Below are 14,942 nucleotides of genomic sequence, written 5' to 3' on the forward strand. Positions count from 1 at the left end.
CCATGCAAATCCGAAGCCCATGGCGCGCGGTTAGTGCGATGTTTATTTTAAACGGTGGGCTTTACGGCGTTTGGGCATCACGCATCCCAACACTGGCAAATCTGCATGAATTAAGCGCATCTGGGCTGGGTTTATTATTGCTAGTCATGGCCGCGGGCGGTCTGGTTTCGTTTTCTATTGCAGGGCGAGCGGCCGACCATTTTGGTGCAAAAGATGCAAGCATTTATGGCGGTGTTGGTTGTGTTCTTGGCCTGATCGCGGTGGCGATCAGCCCCAATATTTTCACGCTTTCAATCGCAGTGTTCTTATACGGTGGATTTTTGGGCGGCACAGATGTTGCCATGAATGCATGGGCGGCAGAGGTCGAACGCGGTGCAAAACGCCCCATGATGGCCAGTTTTCATGCGATGTTTAGCCTTGGTGCAGGTATTGGTGCCAGCACTGGTTTTTTCGCCGCCAAACATGGACTTGCGCTGGGTACACATTTTGCGATTGTCGGCATTTTATTAGGCGCAATCACATTGTGGTTTGCGATGATCGCGTGGCAACCAAGCAAACGGCGATTAGAAAGCAAACCAAGCATGATCGCATTCCCCAAAGGGGTTTTATTGATCGTAGCGCTGATCGCGTTTTGCTGTTCCATCGGCGAGGGTGGTGTCGCGGATTGGAGCGCTTATATTTTGGTGGAAATGACCAACGCCACCGAATCCGCCGCCGCATTAGGATACACTGCGTTTTCCATCACAATGGTGATTGTGCGCCTGATGGCCGATCGCATGGTGGTACAAATCGGTGCGGTAAATGCCGCGCGCGCGGCAGGGGTTTTTGCCATGATTGGCGTGATCTTTGTGGTCGCACCTGGTGCCTATATCCCCGCGCTCATCGGGTTTGCGTTGATGGGGGTTGGATACGCAGTGGTGATCCCATTAGCCTTTTCACGCGCGGCCAATGAACCGTCCATGAACCAAGGTGCGGCAATTGCCAGTGTGGCCACGCTTGGCTATGGCGGCATGTTGATCGGGCCACCCGTGATTGGGTTTCTGGCAGAGCTGACAAATATCCGCTTTAGTTTTGGGATATTGGCGATTTTGGCAGGTTTTATCGTCTATTTCGCGGGATTTTTAGAACAAGGCGAAACTTCGGCGTGAAACACTTGATTGATGGTGCGATTCACCATATAGAGCGCCCACTTGGTATGGAAGAATCGCATTCATCCACATCATAGGCCACTGAAATTTGAGGGGTCGTTTGCATTTGGGCTTTCTTCTGCCCCGATAACAAATGAATTTGCGCATCGCGTACCCGATAATAACAAAGGCCGAAAACACGAAACGTCGACCTGTATCTCTGGTGGGCTTACAGCAATGTAGGGACCCAAGCGAAGACCAAGAGCCCTGAGGACGGAAAATCACATCGCCATTCAGGCGGGCAAAAGGAAAACGTTATGAACTTGCTAGCACAGCTTGAAGCTGAACAAATCGCAAGCCTTGGCAAAGATATCCCTGATTTCAAAGCAGGTGATACAGTGCGCGTAGGCTACAAAGTGACCGAGGGCAGCCGCTCTCGTGTTCAAAACTACGAAGGTGTATGCATTGCGCGTCAAGGCGGCGAAACAATCGCAGCATCTTTTACAGTACGCAAAATTTCATTTGGTGAAGGCGTGGAACGTGTGTTCCCATTGTATTCAACAAATATCGACAATATCGAAGTTGTTCGCCGTGGCCGTGTGCGTCGTGCGAAACTTTACTACTTGCGTGATCGTCGTGGTAAATCTGCGCGTATCGCAGAACAAACCAACTACAAGCCTAAGAAATAAGGACCTGTTGATATGAAAAACGATCTGCACCCAGATTACCACACAATCACAGTAAAACTTACTGATGGTTCTACATACGAAACACGTTCAACATACGGCAAAGAAGGCGACGTTTTGGCGCTAGATATTGACCCGTCTGCACACCCAGCATGGACTGGTGGCAACCAGAAATTGATGGATGCCGGCGGCCGTGTTTCCAAGTTTAAGAAAAAATACGACGGTTTGGGCTTCTAAGCTTACACCACATCATTTTTCGAAACGCCGTCCCAATTCGGGGCGGCGTTTTTCGTTTCTGCGATGCGTTTGTCTGTTGATCTCGTGCAAAGGTTACATCATGAAGGCGCAAAAAGAAGTGCGAGGGAACAATGTCACGTATTTTGGTATTCGGTAACGAAAAAGGTGGTGCAGGCAAATCGACGATGGCGATGCATGTCACATCGGCGCTGCTTCATTCGGGTGCAAGTGTTGGCATTATGGATTTGGACATGCGCCAAATCAGCTTGAAACGATTTTTCGAAAACCGCGAAGCATTCGCAGCATCACACAAAGTCGATTTGCCCATGGCACGGATTGGTGAAATTGCTGCATTCGAAGACATCACCAGCCCCGGTTGGGAAAAACCAGCGTTTGAATCCGTGCTGACAGGTTTACAGGCGCAATGCGATTATGTTGTGGTTGATTGCCCAGGGGCGTTGACACCATTAAGCGCATTGGCACATGCTGCGGCGGATACATTGATTACACCGCTCAACGACAGTTACATCGATTTTGATTTGCTCGCCCGTGTTGATCCCGAAACCAACGCCGTGAAGGGCCCGTCGATTTATTCCGAAATGGTATGGGATGCACGCAAGAACCGCGCATTGGCAGGGGGCAAGCCGATAGACTGGATCGTGGCGCGTAACCGATTGTCGTCCCTAAACATGCACAACAAACGCAAATTGGGTGATGCGCTTACTGATTTGTCCAAACGTATTGGTTTTCGCTTTGCTGCGGGCCTGTCTGATCGCGTGGTGTTTCGTGAATTATTTCCACAGGGTTTAACCCTGTTGGATCATAAATTGGTCAGCGAAATTCCAACGAAAATGTCCAATGTCGCCGCACGCCAAGAAGTGCGCGATCTGGTTTTGGAATTGAAACTGCCCGATTTGGAATTGGCGTTTTAATCAGCCACCCGACAACACTGGCGTACAACGTTCAGATCGTGCATTCAAACGCGCACATGCCTTGCTGGCGCGATCTTTGCTGATGCCAACAAACTGTGCGCGGTACAAGCGTTGACCTTTGATAATCGTGGGTTCGATTTTGCGCAACGCGCCATCAAGTGATCGCAAATCCGCCAAAGCGGTGCGCAACAAAACCTTTTCCGCCTGATAGCGAGAACCATATGCGCCAAGCTGTACGGCCCATGCCTTGCTTCCAGCGGTTGATGCAACGCGTTCCACAACAACGGGGCCAGATTCCACATACACGGCGGGTTCGGGTTCGAACGCTTCTGGTTGGGTGATTGCCTTGACGATCATCGCTTCTTTTTCAACGATTGATGCGGCAGAAGCCACCTGAATTTCATCCACGGCTGCGGGTTCTGGTGTTGTTTTTTCCTGTAACGTGGCCAAATTCGCAGCGATAATCGCCGCTTCGATTTGCTGTTGTTCTTTTGCGCTGACAGGTGGTTCTAGTGATGCCAATTGCGTTGGACGGCTGCGTGGCAATGGGCTTGTTTTCACTGCGACACGGCTTGGTGCCTTTTTGATCAGATCGCTCGCGTCACCCACTTTGATAACCTTGGGCTTTACCTTGATTGTTTTCTTGGGTTCAGATTTGGCGACACGCGTCACCGCTGATGCTCGCCCAAATCCAAGGTCCAACAGATTCGCCACACGTGTGTAACGATCCGCAGAACTTTTGCCGCCAAACACAGTTGCAATCACGCGTTTGCCGTTTTGTTCCGCAGAAGCAACCAAGTTAAACCCAGCCGCAGACGTATATCCCGTTTTAATACCATCAGCACCGCGATACCCGTTCAACAAACGACGGTTGGTGTTTGAAACCTTTTTGATCCCTGCATCCGTGGTTTTGCGGGAAAACAGGTTATAATATTCTGGGAAGTCATCCATCAAACGTTGACCCAGAATTGTCATATCACGCGCAGTGGACATGTGCCCTGATTGGGTCAGACCATGTGCATTTTTAAACGTGGTGCGTTTCATGCCAAGCTTTCGCGCCTGACGTGTCATACGTTGTGCAAATGCTGCTTCGTTTCCTGAAATGGCCTCGGCCAATGCGGTTGCTGCGTCATTTGCAGATTTCACCGCGGTTGCACGAATCAAATGACGTACTTGCATGGTGGATCCCGCGCGCACGCCAAGTTTTGATGGTGGCTTTGATGCGGCATTTTTAGAAATTCTAACCTTGCTGTTGGCAGAAATTTCGCCGCGTTCGATCGCGCCAAACACCACATAAAGTGTCATCATTTTTGTTAATGATGCGGGATGCAATCGTGTGTCTGCATTGCGTGAATGCAATACCTTTCCCGATTTTGCATCAACAACCATCGCCGCATAGGGCGCAGCATGCGCAATTGTAGAAACAAATACTAAAATTAATGCGAGCACTGCCCCGCGGAACGCCTGATGACGCATCGGTTTCTCCGACGACTATTATTTAACTGCCTCTTGCCATCTCATTTTAACGGATGACTATTATGCGGACAGGCTAACATGCTTATCTTTTTGAGAAAACTGTTTATTTTCAAAGGGATTCATGGTGTCTTTCAGACAACACACCACAATATAGCGTGGAAAACCGCCCCAACGCACACTACACATGGTATGTTGTTGCGTATATTACCCCATAAATTGCGATTGTACCGCTCAATTTAATTTGACGCGCTATCCCTTTGATCTTCGTAAAATTTGGATATATATTGGTGTCTGATCTTTCAAAAACAGTCGAAAACACATGATCCAAATTTTGGCACAGAATGGCGATGAAAACCCAGATGGCGATTTGGGTCTGGCAACCAAAACGCGCCCAAAAACGGCAAAGCCGCCGATGTATAAAGTCATGTTGTTAAACGACGACTATACCCCAATGGAATTTGTGGTCATGGTTTTGGAACGCTATTTTGGCATTTCCAGCACACAAGCCTATGAATTAATGATGACCGTGCACAAAAAAGGCTTGGCGGTTGTGGGTGTGTTTAGCTTTGAAATCGCAGAAACCAAAGTGATGCAAGTCATGGATGCCGCGCGCAAGCACGAACACCCGTTACAATGCACAATGGAAAAGGAATAGGGTTTATACCCTGCCCCGATATGTCCCAAAAATCTCGTCTTTCGATTGCATTTGACGCTGGTCATCTTGAATTGCCAACTGGCAATGTTGTTGTCCTACGCGCCCATGCCGACCCTGTGTTAAAACGATTTGAAACCGTTGCAACGGTGCAATCATACAAACCTGAATATGACAGGCTGGAACAGATGGGCATATCCGTAAACAGCGAAATTCCAACCAATGCTGATTCTGCAATTGTTGAACTAACCCGATCAAAGGGTGAAAATTTGGCAATGATTTCCTTGGCATATCAAATGTTGCCAGACGGTGGTGCGTTGATCGTTGATGGTTCCAAAACCGATGGCATTGAAAGCATTTTGAAAACGCTGCGCAAATATTTACCCGTCGATGGCGTATTTTCAAAATCCCATGGCAAAACCATTTGGGTGACGAAATCCAAAGATACACCAGATGAAATGCGCAAATGGGCAAATGCGATTGAACCGCGCAAAAACCAAGATGGTTTTTTCACCGCCGATGGGATGTTTAGCGCCGATCATATTGATCCCGCTTCGCAATTATTGATCGAACAAATAACCAAACCCCTTGCGGGTATGGGCGCCGATTTAGGTGCGGGATGGGGCTGGTTATCGCGCCAAGCATTGAGCGCACATGAAAAGATCAGCAAAATGGAATTGATCGAGGCGGAAAAAACCGCGCTTGAATGTGCAAAACGTAACATTGATGATCCGCGTGCATCGTTCCAATGGCAAGATGTGACAACGCTATCGGGTAAATCTCGATTTGATTTTGTTCTTTGCAATCCGCCATTTCATCAATCCCGAAAAGCTGATCCAGAACTGGGCCGAAAATTCATCCGCAAAGCAAGTGAAATTTTGAACCCAAAGGGCACATTGTATTTGGTTGCCAATAAGCAGTTGGCATATGAAACCGTGTTGGATGAAACATTCCAATCCTGGGAATATATGGCGCAGACCGCCCAATACAAAACCATCCGCGCCGAACGCCCCAAAGCGTCTCGACGATAGCGAAATTCAAACAAGGAAACTGAAATGTCATTTTCTATTGAAGGTAAAACAGCGATTGTAACAGGCGCGGCCAACGGCATTGGTCTGGCAATTGCACAGTTATTCGCCAAAGAGGGCGCCAAGGTGATGCTGGCGGATATGGACGAAGAAAAGCTAACCGCCGAAACAGAAACCTTGGCGGCGAATTACGCCAATGTCCGTTATTTCGCGGGGGATTTGCGTGCAAAATTAACCACTGCAAATCTGTTATCCGCAACCGTAGATGCGTTTGATCGCGTCGATATTTTGGTCAATGCATCGCGCCAAGTTTTGCCATCAAACCCGCTGGAACCCAAAGAAGACAGCTTTGAAGCAATGTTTCAGCAAAATGTTTTGGCTAATCTGCGTTTGTCACAACTGATCGCAAAACGTTTCATCCAACAGGCAGAAGACGAAGATAACATATCAGACGCGAGCATCGGTGCGATTGTGAATTTAACATCTATTGCGGCGGATCGCACGCATCCTGAATTATTGGGATATTCCGTTGCCTGTGCCGCGCTTAATCAAATGACGCGCTCGCTTGCGGTGAGCTTTGCACAAAATCGCATTCGCGTGAACGCGGTCGCGATCGGTTCCGTTCACAGTGCCAATCTGGATGCCGCAATGATCGAAGACCCAGATCTGCGCGATGCCATCACCGCCGCAACGCCCATGCATCGCATCGCACAACCAAGCGAAGCAGCCGAGGTCGCACAGTTTTTGGCCAGCGATTCCGCAGGCTTTATGACCGGTCAGATTGTTACGGTTGATGGTGGTCGAACATTGATTGACCCTGTGCAAACTGCACAACACTAATTCCCACAAAAAAACCCGCGTCATTTAACGCGGGTTTTTCGAATGGCGGAAGCGTTGAATTATTTTTCGTCTTCATCCGTATCGGGCAAGTTGAACAAGCTGTCCGCGTCGATTTCAGGCTCTTTCTTTTCTTCTGGTGTGTCATCAGAAAGGCTAAATGTTTCCAAGCCGCTGATTGCTGCTGGAATTTTTGGTTCTGTTGACATGTGCAAGGATTGTTCCGTGCTCACCAATTTTGCGCGATCTTCATCGGACATTGTTGTGCCGTCTTTTGCCGCTTTCTTTGCGGCCTTTTGAACGGCGGTATCCAATTCTGTTTGCTTACACAGGCCCAATGCAACAGGGTCAATTGGAACGATATTGGCAATGTTCCAATGTGTACGTTCACGCAATGCCTGAATGGTGGGTTTCGTTGTGCCAACCAATTTGGAAATTTGACCGTCTGACAATTCAGGGTGAAATTTCACCAACCACAAAATACCCGCTGGGCGATCTTGGCGTTTTGACAACGGCGTGTAACGCGGGCCGCGGCGTTTTTCTTCGCCTTCGGCGGCCGCATTGAATTTCAATTTCAATTTGTGGCTTGGGGATTTTTCGCCCGCTTTGATTTCATCATCGGTCAACTGGTTATTTGCAATCGGGTCAAACCCTTTGATGCCAATCCCCACTTCGCCATCAGCGATGCCGTTGACTTCTAGCTCGTGCAGGCCACAGAAATCTGCGATCTGTTTGAATGTCAGTGTTGTGTTGTCAACCAGCCAAACGGCGGTCGCCTTTGCCATAATCGGTAGTGCCATTTTGCAGTCCTTTCAAATACATCTCTCCCGTGCCGAGAATCGGGTACCAGCCGCATTGGCCAGTGAATTTACCGTTTCAAGAGGGGAATTCCCCGCTTATATACTGTGCAAACATCAAAAGGAAAAGTCCTAATGTTACGGATCATATTTGCGCTTATTCTATGTGCATCGCCAGTTTTTGCCAAAGGTGAAAAATCGGGTGATTTCGATTATTACGTTTTGGCGCTGTCATGGACACCATCATGGTGCGAATATGAAGGTGATCGCCGCAAATCCCCGCAATGCGATGCAGGGCGCGAATTTGGTTTCACATTACATGGTTTATGGCCTCAATATAACGATGGAAGTTGGCCAAGCTATTGCAAATCAAGCCACCGCCCACCGTCAAAATCGCTTACGGCGAGCATGGGCGATATTATGGGAACATCTGGGTTAGCGTGGCATCAATGGAATAAACACGGGGTCTGTTCAGGATTATCACCTGCGCAATATTATGAATTGTCTCGCCGTGCATATGAATCCGTTCAACGACCCGCAATTTTTAGCAAAATCAAACAGACATTATCCCTGCCTGCTAGTGTTGTCGAAGACGCATTTCAGGAAACCAATGCACAATTGGATGACAATGAATTACAGCTCACGTGCAAGGCGGGCCGCATTCAAGAGGCACGCATTTGCCTGACCAAAGATTTGGAATTGCGTGCATGTTCATCGCGTATGCGCGATTGCACATTACAGGACGCGGAAATGGCACCAATCCGATAGTCGGACCCGAAACGGTTTCGTTATGCCACGTCTTCCGCTGCAAATTTGCTGTGCGAGAAATCGAAATATAATTCACGCGCACGCATCGCAATTGGGCAATCTGGCATGACGCGATCTTGGTATTTTGCAACGGGCATCACCTTGGCAATATTGCCGGTACAGAACATTTCATCCGCTTCGTCAAAATCCTTGAGCGTCAGTTTGGTTTCATGAACTGTAACGCCATCGGCACGTAACAGCTTGATCACACGCTGGCGGTTCAAACCATTTAGGAATGTACCATTTGGAATGGGTGTGAACACCTCACCATCGCGGATCATAAATACGTTTGTGCTGGCTGTTTCAGCAACGTTGTCTTGGGAATCAAGCGACAACGCATTGGAAAACCCGCGCGCACGCGCATCCGCCATGATGCGCCCGTTATTGGCATAAAGCGACCCCGCCTTTGCCTCTGTCATTGCCATATCTTGGCGAGGGCGGCGGAATTTTGACACGGTAAGTGAAAATGAACCAATCTCTGGCAATGGAAATTCTTCGATGCACACGGAAAAACCCGTGCTTTCGGGTGCGATGTCGATGATGCCCGTCGTGCCCTCTTGGGCCCACATCATTGGGCGGATGTATAACGGCGTTTCTGGTGCAAACATTTTGCACCCTTCTTCGACAATATCGAACACCTCTTGTGGGGTGACTGGTGAAATCATGCCCATAACTTCGGCGGAATAGACAATGCGCTGGCAATTCAAAAACAGATCAGGACGAACGCCATCAAATTGACGCGCGCCATCAAATACGGTGGAACCGAGCCACGATGCATGATCGGCAGCACCAATAATCGGAGTATTTCCTTCTTTCCATTCACCATTGTAATAGGTGACAATCTTTCCGCCCAAAGCCATTTTTCATCCTCCAAAGATTGCAAATGGGTAACGCGGTTGCGTGGCCATCTCAACCCTTGTGAACAGATTTTCAAAAGATAGTTTTAAAATTACCAAGTTGTGAAATCTTGGGTTTTTATGTTTTCGCAATCAATCCAAATTACGCAATGAATTATCGTCGAACATATCCGGGCAAATCGCTGGGCGGGGTTGTTGATGGCTTTTTAATTGATCCAAAAACCTGTGCTAACCCTTTACCGATCACACTGTCAGACAGGTTTGATTTCACCTTTTCAAATTGCATCACATTTTCAATGCGTCGATCCAAAAACGCCCAGGTATCGGTATTGTCTTCTGATGTATCGCCCAACCAGAATAAAACCGTTGCCGAATAAACCGCCGATAATGTTCCACGTTTTGTGTACCAATTCACATCATCGGACGTATCGCCCAAGGCGTTCCATATCGCATCAACGGTTCCCCATAATGCCTGTGCACCGTCACTTGTATTTTGTGGCAGGGCAAATAATGTCATGCCGCGGCGCACGGCCTCTTTATCACTCGCTTGCAATCGCAACTTAACCGCCAGTGCGATGCGATCGCGAAACCGCAAATCACTAAGGTCGCGCAATGCCAATTCATCTAACATCAGCTGATCACCTGCACGATGATAGGCCAATGCCATATCAATGGCCCCACGTGGAAACGTTTGATGGGCAAGCCCAATATCCACCCCTGAATCTGCAACAGCCATGTCAAAAGTTTGCGCAGACCAGCCATCAAAACAGACATGAGCCAGCGCCGCATCCAACATCGCAGCACGGGTTTGTGCGATGTGATCTTGTTCTGTTTTCTTGGCGTTTGGCATTTTTGCCTCCAGACTCGACAAATAAATTTATCCCGTGTATACGGCGGTTTCCTGCAATTCTGCAACTCTAACACTAGAAAGGTGGTGACACCATGCAGGTATCGGTTCGTGATAACAACGTTGACCAAGCACTTCGTGCGCTGAAGAAAAAATTGCAACGTGAAGGCGTTTTTCGTGAAATGAAGCTTAAGCAACATTTTGAAAAACCTTCAATCAAGAAAGCCCGTGAAAAGGCCGAAGCAATTCGTCGTTCTCGCAAGTTGGCGCGCAAAAAAGCGCAACGCGAAGGTATGATGTAAGATAACAATCGATAGGGTATTTATACTCAATCATGTGAACCCCCGACACACGTTCGGGGGTTTTGCATTTCTGGAATGTTGTTTTTTGTGCAATGATGCCTACCTGTCATTCATCAATTCAACAGGAGGAGAATATTATGAGCGTTGTAAAAGTAATCGAAGTCATGGCGGAATCAGACAAGTCATGGGAAGATGCAACACGCAAAGGCGTGGAACGCGCATCCAAATCTGTGGACGCGATTTCATCCGCTTGGGTCAAAGATCAATCGGTCAAGGTGGATGGTGACAAGGTCACGAAATTCCGCGTGACGCTGAAAATCGCATTCGAAGTAAAATAAACAAAAGGCGCCCTGATCGGCGCCTTTTTTAATTCTTACCCGTATCGTTTTCGTAATACTTGTCGGTTTTTACGCTGGGCAGTTTGGCAAAATTATTCATCAAACGTTTGGGTGACCATGTGTGACCAACCGCTTCAAACCCTGGCACCTTTGATAAAAGTGCACTGACGTTATTTGCGCACATCGCATCAGGTGATGCGCCCTGTTCCAATGCCGCCTTATAGGCAATTTCAGCAACTGCTTGTGAAACATAGACGCGCTGGCTCACTACGTGGTGGGTATCGCGCGCATGAAACGATTTATAGCGTTGCATCATTGCAGGGTTCAAACCAAACAACACATCATCGCGTTCTGGCAACAGTGAATTCCAATAACGCCCAGCTGGATCATACATGATCACCTGTGATCCGTTCACCACAAGCGAGCTATGCCCGCCAGCACCCGATTTATTGCTGATCATTGTCATCAATTGTAGGTATGGCGCGTCATCACTTACAAATGCACGTTTTTGCACCTCTGATGCGGGGGCATAAACCGATTTTGCACAGGCAGACAGCACGAGCAAAGCGCAAAGAATGGCAACCGAATGAAGACGTGCAAACATTAATGGCACCGCCAAATTACGAAGTGAAAAGTGCCATGAAAATCAGACAACCAATGGAAAAGCCACTGATGCGGATTGACCATTTGATAAACCCGTCAAAAGCAGCCTCTTGCGCAGATATATCCATAGAGCCATGTTTATGTTTTTCAGCCATGTTCATATTCCCTTATTTCTCGCGTGTTCTATCACATATTTTTTTGCATTTGCAAAGACCCTGCGGCCAATCGCGCATCAGCCTTTTTTGGCCTCTTCAAGGTCCTCTGCCAATTTAAACCCAATGCGTTGCGGGGCTGCTTCTGGCTCGCCCGTTTTTTGTTCGGCAACCAGCATAACGTTAAGCTGGCTAACATGTTGCACCAACTGCATCGCATTTCCCTCACCGTCTTCGCCATAAAACGTTACCATATCAGGCGCAAAAAACCCCATGCCCTGAATACGTAACGAACCAACGTGACCTGCGGCAAATCCCATGCCGACCTCTTCGTTGCTATTTAATGTTTCTTCAAATTTTTGGATATACATGACAATACGCTCATACGCCCATTCGGCGGGTGATTTTTCCGCGAGCGATTTTTTGGCGATGCCTTTGGCTTTGTCCGAAATCACATTGCCCTGTTTATCAACATGTACGGCATATGCCTCTGGCAATGCGGCGGCTTCGATTGCCTCTGCGGTTGTTTTTATTTCTTCGCTCATCATATCACCCTATTTGCGCTGCCATTGCCACACGCCGTTTTTATCTTTTGCTCGAGTGATCTTATCTGCCAAATACAAATGGTTCAAATGCGCAATTGCCTCGACCAGCGCCAAACCATATTCGCCCATGCCAATTTTACGTTTATAAAGCACGGGGAAACAGCCATGTGCGGTGTTCGGGGTTTCAAGGAATTCTTCCAAACGTTCCAGTGCGCTGTGATGGTTTTCGATTAATTGGCTCATGCGTCGTGGCAAACCCGTAAATGGCAATTTATGCCCGCCCATCACAAAATGGTCGTCGTTGGCAAGTGACTGAAATCGTTCACATGATGTTAACCACTCCGACAAAGGATCTGCCAAAGGTTCGGTTGGATACACCCCCACATTTGGGGAAATACCAGGTAAAATTTGATCCCCTGCGATCACAAGGTTTTCTGCATCACACCACAATGTCGCCTGTTCTGGAGAATGCCCATCACCTGTACGCACAACCCAATCACGCCCGCCAATTTGAATTGTTTCTTCATCGCGCACACGACGAAAACCAAGGGGCATTGGATACACAATGTCAGAAAAATTAAACGGACGATCTGCCTTGCGCGCTGCAAAAATTTCATCATCCATACCTGCTTCATAGAAAAATTGCAGGCTTTCTTTGGGCCAGATTTCTTGGGTATCCACCGTCAACATCCGTGAATACAGCCACGCAGTGCGCGTTGTCCAAAGTTCGGCACCTTTTTGAGATTGAAGCCAGCCAACCATGCCAACGTGATCGGGATGATGATGGGTTAAAAATACACGCGTGACAGGGTCTCCGCCCAATGCATGTTCCAAAATATCTTCCCAGATCGCGAGACCCTTTTTGGAATGATAACCCGTATCCACAACACACCAACCATCACCATCACGCAGTGCATAAATATTCACATGATCCAACGCCATCGGAAGCGGAAGGCGAAGCCATAAAATCCCATCTGCGATTTCGATCGCCTGGCCAATTTCAGGAGGAGTCTCAAACGGAAATTTTATCGGTTTCATCATGTGCCTATAGTTTGCAAGGTGGTGTTTATTTATTGAATACACTATGACCTGAAACATACCTATTGAACCGAAAAGAAACGCCGCGTCACTATGACCAATCTTGATACGCAATTTTTTGTCGCTGATGATGACACCATTCAAAAATCCGCACAGATTCTAGCCAATGGTGGGGTTGTGGCCTTTCCAACAGAAACTGTTTACGGGTTGGGTGCGGATGCGTGCAATGATCGCGCAGTTGCCAAAGTGTTCGCGGCCAAAGGTCGGCCAAGCTTCAATCCGTTGATCATTCATTTGGCCAATGTCAAAGACGTTTCCAAATACGCGATCATGAATGAACAGGCAAAATCGCTTGCCGCCTCTTTTTGGCCAGGTCCATTAAGCATGGTTTTGCCACTTTGCAAAAATTCCCCGCTATCCGATTTGGTTACTGCGGGTTTAGATACGGTCGCCATTCGCATTCCCAAACATCCCGTTGGGCATGCCTTGATCCAAACATTTGGGGGCGCAATCGCCGCCCCTTCTGCGAACCCGTCTGGACGGATTAGCCCGACCAAAGCATCACATGTTATCGATGGGCTGGATCAAAAAATTGATGCCGTTCTGGATGGTGGCGATTGTCAGGTGGGGTTAGAATCCACAATTGTTATGCCGCTGGATGATGGCAACGTTGCGCTGTTACGCGCTGGCGGTGTATCCATTGAATCAATCGAAGCTGTCATAAAGCAACCGCTACAACACGCAGAACAGCCCGATGTGCCCCAATCACCCGGACAGCTTTTGTCGCATTACGCACCCAATGCACATTTGCGCATGAATGTAGACAAACCCTTGAAAAACCATGCCCATCTGGGATTTGGCAATGTTGACTGTGACCTAAACCTGTCACCACAAGGGGATTTGATTGAGGCGGCGGCAAATTTATTTTCGATGTTGCGTGAAATTGATGATTTTGCGGCGCAAAACGCCCATGTAGGGATCAGTGTCGCGCCCATACCAGAACATGGATTGGGGCTTGCCATTAATGATCGATTGAAACGCGCTGCGGCTCCGCGCGATTAGGCATTGCCGCCTTCTGCGGATAACAAGCGTGGATCAATTCCCATGCTTTTGATCGCATCTTGCCATTTGTCTTGGTCGGTCTTGGCAAAAACAAGCGACGAATTTGCATCCGCAACCAGCCAACCATTAGCGCGTAATTCGTCCTCTAATTGCCCTGGCCCCCATCCCGCATAACCCAGCGCAAACAAACAATTCGCAGGGCCATCGCCATTTGAAATATCTTCTAGAATTTCAAGCGATGCGGTCATGCCAAATTCATCGTTGACCTCTAACGTTTCACTGGCGGCGGCGTAGTCTCTGGAATGGAGCACAAATCCCCGACCATGTTCCACAGGCCCACCAAAATGCACTTCTAATCCTTTGATCGGGCGGTTTGCTTTGATGTTTAACTGCTCCAACAAATCCGTAATGTTCAAATCCATCACGGGTTTATTCACAATCAGACCCATCGCACCTTCTGGTGAATGGGCACAGATATACACAACCGATTTTTCAAATCGCGGATCGCCCATGCCCGGCATCGCAATCAAAAGTTTGCCATCCAAGCTTTCTGTATCGTTTTCGTCTGACATAGGTTCAGCATGCGCCCGCATGACAAAACATGCAACAAGTCATTGCA

Annotated in this window: 20 protein-coding genes; 11 read left to right on the forward strand and 9 right to left on the reverse strand. The window is 48.2% G+C overall.

Annotated features, from left to right (window positions below):
* Positions 1–2: 2 nt before the first annotated feature.
* The 4 genes from BFP76_RS03985 (at position 3) to BFP76_RS04000 (ending at position 2,982) form a co-directional block, all read left to right on the forward strand.
* A complete protein-coding gene (locus BFP76_RS03985; protein WP_240513974.1) occupies positions 3–1,148 on the forward strand; it encodes an MFS transporter in 1,146 nt (381 codons plus the stop codon).
* A 296-nt stretch (positions 1,149–1,444) separates the two neighbouring features.
* Complete coding sequence (gene rplS, locus BFP76_RS03990; protein ID WP_099591862.1) at positions 1,445–1,816, forward strand: 50S ribosomal protein L19; 372 nt, start codon at positions 1,445–1,447, stop codon at positions 1,814–1,816.
* Between the two features lie 12 nt (positions 1,817–1,828).
* Complete coding sequence (gene rpmE, locus BFP76_RS03995; RefSeq protein ID WP_099591863.1) at positions 1,829–2,050, forward strand: 50S ribosomal protein L31; 222 nt, start codon at positions 1,829–1,831, stop codon at positions 2,048–2,050.
* A gap of 131 nt (positions 2,051–2,181) precedes the next feature.
* Positions 2,182–2,982 (forward strand): division plane positioning ATPase MipZ, encoded by an 801-nt coding sequence (locus BFP76_RS04000; protein WP_099591864.1) that lies wholly within the window; start codon positions 2,182–2,184, stop codon positions 2,980–2,982.
* Here BFP76_RS04000 and BFP76_RS04005 read toward each other — a convergent pair whose 3' ends face one another.
* Positions 2,983–4,458, reverse strand: a complete 1,476-nt coding sequence (locus BFP76_RS04005; RefSeq protein WP_099591865.1) for a serine hydrolase — start codon at positions 4,456–4,458, stop codon at positions 2,983–2,985.
* 319 nt (positions 4,459–4,777) lie between these two features.
* On the opposite strand from BFP76_RS04005, the gene clpS reads away from it, so the two are divergent.
* From clpS to BFP76_RS04020, 3 genes are read left to right on the forward strand one after another with little or no spacing between them, the layout of a single operon-like run.
* Complete coding sequence (gene clpS, locus BFP76_RS04010) at positions 4,778–5,113, forward strand: ATP-dependent Clp protease adapter ClpS (protein WP_205661370.1); 336 nt, start codon at positions 4,778–4,780, stop codon at positions 5,111–5,113.
* A gap of 20 nt (positions 5,114–5,133) precedes the next feature.
* Positions 5,134–6,141 carry a class I SAM-dependent methyltransferase gene (locus BFP76_RS04015; RefSeq protein WP_165775659.1) on the forward strand — a complete coding sequence of 336 codons (1,008 nt, stop codon included), beginning with the start codon at positions 5,134–5,136 and terminating at the stop codon, positions 6,139–6,141.
* A 24-nt stretch (positions 6,142–6,165) separates the two neighbouring features.
* On the forward strand, positions 6,166–6,978 hold the full coding sequence (locus tag BFP76_RS04020) for an SDR family NAD(P)-dependent oxidoreductase (RefSeq protein ID WP_099591867.1): 813 nt from the start codon (positions 6,166–6,168) through the stop codon (positions 6,976–6,978).
* 59 nt (positions 6,979–7,037) lie between these two features.
* Here BFP76_RS04020 and BFP76_RS04025 read toward each other — a convergent pair whose 3' ends face one another.
* Positions 7,038–7,775, reverse strand: coding sequence for a DUF1013 domain-containing protein (locus BFP76_RS04025; protein ID WP_099591868.1), 738 nt, complete (start codon positions 7,773–7,775; stop codon positions 7,038–7,040).
* Between the two features lie 132 nt (positions 7,776–7,907).
* Here BFP76_RS04025 and BFP76_RS04030 point away from each other — a divergent pair, with 132 nt between their 5' ends.
* The gene (locus tag BFP76_RS04030) at positions 7,908–8,540 is read left to right on the forward strand and encodes a ribonuclease T2 family protein (protein ID WP_099591869.1); all 633 of its coding nucleotides are present in this window, start codon (positions 7,908–7,910) and stop codon (positions 8,538–8,540) included.
* Between the two features lie 20 nt (positions 8,541–8,560).
* Here the strand turns inward: BFP76_RS04030 and BFP76_RS04035 are convergent, their stop codons facing one another.
* Complete coding sequence (locus BFP76_RS04035) at positions 8,561–9,439, reverse strand: branched-chain amino acid aminotransferase (protein WP_099591870.1); 879 nt, start codon at positions 9,437–9,439, stop codon at positions 8,561–8,563.
* 151 nt (positions 9,440–9,590) lie between these two features.
* Positions 9,591–10,286, reverse strand: a complete 696-nt coding sequence (locus BFP76_RS04040; protein ID WP_099591871.1) for a COQ9 family protein — start codon at positions 10,284–10,286, stop codon at positions 9,591–9,593.
* 92 nt (positions 10,287–10,378) lie between these two features.
* On the opposite strand from BFP76_RS04040, the gene rpsU reads away from it, so the two are divergent.
* Together rpsU and BFP76_RS04050 are read left to right on the forward strand one after the other, a co-directional pair.
* Positions 10,379–10,585 carry a 30S ribosomal protein S21 gene (gene rpsU, locus BFP76_RS04045; protein WP_099591872.1) on the forward strand — a complete coding sequence of 69 codons (207 nt, stop codon included), beginning with the start codon at positions 10,379–10,381 and terminating at the stop codon, positions 10,583–10,585.
* Positions 10,586–10,722: 137 nt separating this feature from the next.
* A complete protein-coding gene (locus BFP76_RS04050; RefSeq protein ID WP_099591873.1) occupies positions 10,723–10,923 on the forward strand; it encodes a dodecin family protein in 201 nt (66 codons plus the stop codon).
* Between the two features lie 28 nt (positions 10,924–10,951).
* On the opposite strand, the gene BFP76_RS04055 is transcribed toward BFP76_RS04050, so the two are convergent.
* The 4 genes from BFP76_RS04055 to BFP76_RS04070 form a co-directional block, all read right to left on the reverse strand.
* A complete protein-coding gene (locus BFP76_RS04055) occupies positions 10,952–11,527 on the reverse strand; it encodes a hypothetical protein (protein ID WP_099591874.1) in 576 nt (191 codons plus the stop codon).
* A gap of 16 nt (positions 11,528–11,543) precedes the next feature.
* Entirely contained in the window at positions 11,544–11,681 is a 138-nt protein-coding gene (locus BFP76_RS04060; protein WP_099591875.1) for an aa3-type cytochrome c oxidase subunit IV, read from the reverse strand.
* Positions 11,682–11,758: 77 nt separating this feature from the next.
* Positions 11,759–12,223: a DUF6173 family protein gene (locus BFP76_RS04065; RefSeq protein ID WP_099591943.1), complete on the reverse strand. Its 465-nt coding sequence runs from the start codon at positions 12,221–12,223 to the stop codon at positions 11,759–11,761.
* A 9-nt stretch (positions 12,224–12,232) separates the two neighbouring features.
* A complete protein-coding gene (locus tag BFP76_RS04070; RefSeq protein WP_099591944.1) occupies positions 12,233–13,261 on the reverse strand; it encodes an MBL fold metallo-hydrolase in 1,029 nt (342 codons plus the stop codon).
* Positions 13,262–13,354: 93 nt separating this feature from the next.
* On the opposite strand from BFP76_RS04070, the gene BFP76_RS04075 reads away from it, so the two are divergent.
* A complete protein-coding gene (locus BFP76_RS04075; protein WP_099591876.1) occupies positions 13,355–14,323 on the forward strand; it encodes an L-threonylcarbamoyladenylate synthase in 969 nt (322 codons plus the stop codon).
* On the opposite strand, the gene BFP76_RS04080 is transcribed toward BFP76_RS04075, so the two are convergent.
* Positions 14,320–14,895, reverse strand: a complete 576-nt coding sequence (locus tag BFP76_RS04080) for a YqgE/AlgH family protein (protein ID WP_099591877.1) — start codon at positions 14,893–14,895, stop codon at positions 14,320–14,322. The two genes, BFP76_RS04075 and BFP76_RS04080, sit on opposite strands and share 4 nt — an antisense overlap.
* Between the last annotated feature and the right edge of the window lie 47 nt (positions 14,896–14,942).

This window comes from Paramylibacter kogurei (assembly GCF_002742285.1).
Taxonomy (GTDB): Bacteria; Pseudomonadota; Alphaproteobacteria; order Rhodobacterales; family Rhodobacteraceae; genus Amylibacter; species Amylibacter kogurei.